This window comes from Streptomyces sp. SID13666, from assembly GCF_010548325.1.
In the GTDB taxonomy this organism is placed as follows: domain Bacteria; phylum Actinomycetota; class Actinomycetes; order Streptomycetales; family Streptomycetaceae; genus Actinacidiphila; species Actinacidiphila fildesensis.
Genome location: NZ_JAAGLX010000098.1, coordinates 1 through 4,769, shown reverse-complemented (window position 1 = coordinate 4,769; position 4,769 = coordinate 1). Strand labels below are relative to the sequence as shown.

Below are 4,769 nucleotides of genomic sequence, written 5' to 3'. Positions count from 1 at the left end.
CTTCACTACACCACCCTCCGACAGCCAGCCCCGTCGCCCGTACTACAACTGCCCTGGCTTAGAACCCCACTGCCGAACCTCCCAGTGCGCGCGCCCGCAGCCGACGCCTTCACCGAGGTACCACTCACTGACTTCACTGCTGGGTACTGCAACTGCATCCGGTACTGCTGTCCTGCATGATGCGGTCCTGCTGAACTGCGGGTACTGCGTGTCAGAACTGCACTTGCCGTACCGCGTTACTGCACGGCGGCCCCTCCCGGGGCGGCCCGACCCGGCAATCAACCCTGCGGCCCACCTGCACTTACCGGCCACCGGATTCCATCACCGTGCCACACACTCTGCGCGGCAGTTCGTGTCTGCCGTGCCCTGCTTCCTTCTTGGCTACGACCAGAACTCTACCCAGACCCAGAAGCGAATGTCTACTTCACGCGCGATAGATTTTCGTGGCATCAGCCGACAGGCATCCTGGCTCCCGCTCAACAGCGCCGGGGCGCGACATGGCATGAAAGGGCAGGAGAACAGCATGCGACCCGACCACTCACGTTCCGTCCCGCTGACGGACATCTGCGATGCGTGCGCCCGGCCACTCACCGACGGATGCCATCTGAACGTCGTCCCGGACTCCTCCGCCATCCACGCGAGCGATCGGGCACGCGACGGCCGGCGCCTGATCGCCGCCTGCTCGCCCGAACATCTCATGGCCCTGCAGCAGGAGTACCGCGAGCGGCCGTTCGTCCCCGAGGAGCTGTGGGCCGGACAGATCCGGCGCGCCCTGGCACAACAGCACCACGGGCTCACCTCTCAGGCACTGTCCGAAGCGACCGGTCTGGACGACCTGCAGATCCAACGCGCCATGGAGTGGGAGCAGCACCGGGCGCAATCCTGCGAGCACCACCCGCACCTCCCCGAGACCGGGTGACCGCCTCGCCAGGTCAGGCCCGGGCGGTCAGGTCAGGTAGGTGGTGATGTCGCGCAGGGACTGTCCGGTCGTGAACGCCAGGGCGCGCATGCGGGCGAGGGCTTCATCGAAGGGGATCCCCAGGCGCAGGGCCAGAGCTCCCGCGGCACGGTGGGTAGCGCCCCAGTGGGTCTCCAGGAGGCGGGCCGGTTCCCACGGCAGGTCCGCCCCTTGGAGAAACTCTGTCCGGTAGCTGTCCAGGAGGGCGGCGGCCGCGGTATCCACAGCGGCAGCGGCCTGCCGGGTTTGTGCCCAGGGGGTGGCGCGGGGTTGGGCGTAGAGCACCGCGGCCGCCCCGAACCGCTCGTCGGCCCAGCGCAGCGGGAAGGCGTGGATCGCGCCGACCCGTGGCAGCACCTCGCGCGCGGCGGTCCCGAAGAAGGGCCAAGGGGTGACCTGGTGGCGGAGGTCTCCGATCATCATGGGGTGTCCGGTGAGGCTGGCGCTGTGGCACGGGCCCTCCCCCACCAAGAACTCCAGTTCCTCCAGCCGTAAAGCCGGCATGCCGCTCACCGCCAGCAGCTGGCGGCCGGGCGTATCACTGAGCAGGGACATCACCGCCCAGTCCGCCTCCAACACCCCGCACAACGCGTGGCACAGACGCCCCGGAAGCCCCGACGTATCACCCGCCGCCGCCTGACTCACCCGGCGTACCGCCGACCACCGCTCCACCACGACCACCGCCATCCGCACAGCAGTTCCCGTTCCAGCCCGGTGCACACAGACTCCCAACTCCCCCCGCCCGCGCACAAGGCTCGCTCTGGAGGCCACCTCGATTCCCCGACCGGAGCCACCGCACCAGCGATACGAGCGCCGGTGTGCTGGATCGCTCACCCGCACGGCCTATCGGCCGATTCCGCAGCCCGGCCGGGTCGTTGGACGGGCGTGGAGACGACGGTGACGGGCTGGGGTCGGGCAGTGATGGCGTTGCGCGCGGGCGATTGGTGGTCGGTGGTGACCGTTCAGCCTCCCGATCAGGCGGCGTACGGCGAGCTGGCGGTGCGCGTGCGGGCTGCCGGACTGGCGCGGATGACCGCCCGCACGTGGAGCGCGGGGTTGTGGCCGGTGACCCGGTGTTCGGTGACGGTCCAGGACGGGAAACTCACGCAACTGCACACTGGTCGCTCCCGTCTGCTGTGCCCGCAGCAACGCCCCGTGTCACCGCTCTGGCAGGAGGCGGCCGACCGGGGCCTGGTCGCACTCGCCGTGGTCGGACCGGGGACCTGGCCCGACGACACCATCGAGGGCGAGAAGGGCTCCCACGAGCAGCGCCGCCTCATGGATGCCGCTTCCGCCGGAGGGATGCTGCTCGGCGGTCTGGCGCACCTGCGCGGTGCCCCGGAACCGTACGGAAACCGCTGGTAGCCCGGTTACCGCGTGGACGGCGGGCACGATGCCCTCGACGAGCGCGCCGCCACCAGCGGATGGTGGGGTCCGGGTCACAGTGCATACCGGCACCGATCCATGGCACCGGGCGCGACGGTATCGCCCAGGCGGGTCGGAACCCGCTCCTGCAGTGGGATAGTTTGCCTCTTCGTACCTGCCCGGAGTTCGTGGAACCGGTAGGTGCTGGGACGGGCACGACAGCGGGAAGAGGGCTCCCATGCCGGACAGTGGAATCGACGGACTGGGTGAGGCGTTGGCTGCGGCGGAGGCCGCGCCGCCCGTAGAGTCCGTCGATGTCATCGCCGCGGCGCTGCGGCGGCAGTTCGGGGTCCGGTCGGTGTCGTTCCTGATCACCGACTTCACGGGTGCCGCCGTCGTGCGCCTGGGCGCCGCTGACAATATCGACCTGGACCGTCCCGCTGACGCGATCGCCGTGTCCGGCACGGTGTACGACCAGGTGATCCGCACCCAGCAACCGCATGTGGAGCGGATCGGGGACGGTGCTTGGACGCGGGTGATCGCGCCGGTGACCAACCGCGGGGATGCCATCGGGCTGCTGGAGCTCTACCTGCCCCACCACCCGGGCCCCAACACCTTGCGAAAGATCAGCCGTAGCGCCCACGCTTTTGGCTACATCGTCATCGCGAATCGGCCCTTCACCGATCTCTACCAGTGGGGTCGGCGTACCGCGCCGCTGAGCTTGGCCGCCGAGATCCAGCACCGGCTGTTGCCTGCGTCCTTGGCGTGTGAAGCGGCCCAGTTCGCGGTTGCCGGCGCCCTGGAGCCGGCCGAGTTCGTCGGCGGCGACACGTTCGACTACGTCATAGACCGTGACCATGTCCAGCTGTCCGTCACCGATGCCATGGGCCACGACGTGGACGCTGCCCTGCTGGCCACCCTCCTGGTCGGCGCCCTGCGCCGCGCCCGAAGACAAGGCGCCGACCTCGCCGGACAGGCCCGGCAGGCCGACCAGGCCCTGGCCGAGCACAGCGGGGGTCGCTACGTCACCGGCCAACTCCTGCGCATCAGCCTGCACGATGGTCGAACCGAGTTCATCAACGCCGGCCACCCCTGGCCCCTGCGCCTGCGCGGAGGAAAGGTCGAGCAGCTCGTGCCGGACATCGACATGCCCTTCGGCTTCACAGCTCCCCACACCTACACCGTGCAGCACCTGGACCTGCGGGCCGGGGACCGGCTCATCATGCTCACCGACGGGATGCTGGAACGCAGGGCCGCGGACCTCGACCTGTCGGCGCTCATCGAAAGCACCCAGGACCTGCACCCGCGCGAAGCCGCCCGCGTCCTGATCGAGCACGTCGTTCAAGCCCACGACGGGCAACTACAGGACGACGCCACCGTGATGTGCCTGGACTGGTACGGAACCCACGACACCCGACGCCGCGCCGACCACGGCGCCGACGTAACCGAAGCCTCGCCCGCCACCGACACCGAGGCCGACATCTCCACCACGACCCACCACCGAACCGCACCACGCTGAAGACGCCCCGCCCACGGCGGCAGGATTCGCGCAGCCCGTGCGCGGGTGACCGGTCAACAGCAGGGACCGGCCGGCCCCGCCGGTTGGTCTTCGTGATGGTTGCCCGACCGCCCTCCTCGTCATCTGACGCAGGCAGTGACCAGGGGTGTCGCACCGGGCAAACCGGACGGCGGCGCGGGAGTCCGCGCCGCCGCTGTCTGGTTCCGGCTTCCGCTGGGATCGGGAAAGACCCTAGACCCTTTCAGCCGTCCGCTGCGGCGTCAGTTCAGCGCCCGGCGGGCGCAGGAACAGGCACAGCGTAAAGGCGGGCTCGGTGGTCCCACAGCCCCAGCGGGTATCGACAACGGTGCACGCGGGCCCCTGTTCCAGCCAGTCCGCAGCTGCCTGGAACAGGGCGGCGGGGTCCTGGCCGGCCAGGATCAGCGTCCCGTCGTCCTCCACGGTGACCCACAGATCGACGTGCGAGTTCACGAACGCGCCCGCCCGCTCACGCAACTCTTCCACCAACGTCGCAGTACCGGAATCAATCATCATCTCTACCTTTTCCACGCGATATCAGTGACTACCTGTGTGCCCCGGCTACCATCCGTCACTCCCCCGAGCCCCTCCGGATCGCCGGGGCACCCGGTTGGCTCAGCCATGAGCACGGTGACCCGCTGGAGGGCTTCCGCTCCGTGTTCGAACGGCACATCCCGCCGGTCAGGACCAACGGCAGGGGCCGTGCCACCCGGACACCGGGGGTGGCACGGCCCCTGAGGAGCGTGTGGTGCTACGCGGCGGTGGTGGTCGTGCGGGGCGCCGGGCGCTCGCCTGATCCGGAGCGGCGGGCCTGGGCGAAGCGGCTGCGTCGGCCGCGGGTGGCGGTGGCGCTGCGCTTGGCGCGTTCCACGACCGGTGCGGCGATGACACACGGGATGCCGCTGGGGG

5 protein-coding genes and 1 pseudogene are annotated in these 4,769 nt (G+C 69.7%); 3 read left to right on the top strand and 3 right to left on the bottom strand.

The window, feature by feature from the left end:
* Positions 1-523 precede the first annotated feature (523 nt).
* Positions 524-919, top strand: a complete 396-nt coding sequence (locus G3I60_RS43375) for a hypothetical protein (RefSeq protein WP_138354259.1) — start codon at positions 524-526, stop codon at positions 917-919.
* Between the two features lie 27 nt (positions 920-946).
* Here the strand turns inward: G3I60_RS43375 and G3I60_RS43370 are convergent, their stop codons facing one another.
* Complete coding sequence (locus G3I60_RS43370; RefSeq protein ID WP_164299654.1) at positions 947-1,513, bottom strand: ANTAR domain-containing protein; 567 nt, start codon at positions 1,511-1,513, stop codon at positions 947-949.
* A gap of 399 nt (positions 1,514-1,912) precedes the next feature.
* On the opposite strand from G3I60_RS43370, the gene G3I60_RS43365 reads away from it, so the two are divergent.
* Positions 1,913-2,323: a hypothetical protein gene (locus tag G3I60_RS43365; protein WP_269288316.1), complete on the top strand. Its 411-nt coding sequence runs from the start codon at positions 1,913-1,915 to the stop codon at positions 2,321-2,323.
* 238 nt (positions 2,324-2,561) lie between these two features.
* Positions 2,562-3,842: a PP2C family protein-serine/threonine phosphatase gene (locus G3I60_RS43360; RefSeq protein ID WP_164299651.1), complete on the top strand. Its 1,281-nt coding sequence runs from the start codon at positions 2,562-2,564 to the stop codon at positions 3,840-3,842.
* A gap of 231 nt (positions 3,843-4,073) precedes the next feature.
* On the opposite strand, the gene G3I60_RS43355 is transcribed toward G3I60_RS43360, so the two are convergent.
* On the bottom strand, positions 4,074-4,391 hold the full coding sequence (locus G3I60_RS43355; RefSeq protein WP_164299650.1) for a hypothetical protein: 318 nt from the start codon (positions 4,389-4,391) through the stop codon (positions 4,074-4,076).
* Positions 4,392-4,611: 220 nt separating this feature from the next.
* A pseudogene (locus G3I60_RS46170) lies at positions 4,612-4,769 on the bottom strand (ATP-dependent helicase); the annotation flags it as partial.

What these genes read in the sequence shown, in the direction of transcription:
- G3I60_RS43360 (WP_164299651.1), top strand. Translation starts at nt 2,562, where the DNA reads ATGCCGGACAGTGGAATCGACGGACTGGGTGAGGCGTTGGCTGCGGCG.
- G3I60_RS43375 (WP_138354259.1), top strand. Translation starts at nt 524, where the DNA reads ATGCGACCCGACCACTCACGTTCCGTCCCGCTGACGGACATCTGCGAT.
- G3I60_RS43370 (WP_164299654.1), bottom strand. Translation starts at nt 1,513, where the DNA reads ATGTCCCTGCTCAGTGATACGCCCGGCCGCCAGCTGCTGGCGGTGAGC.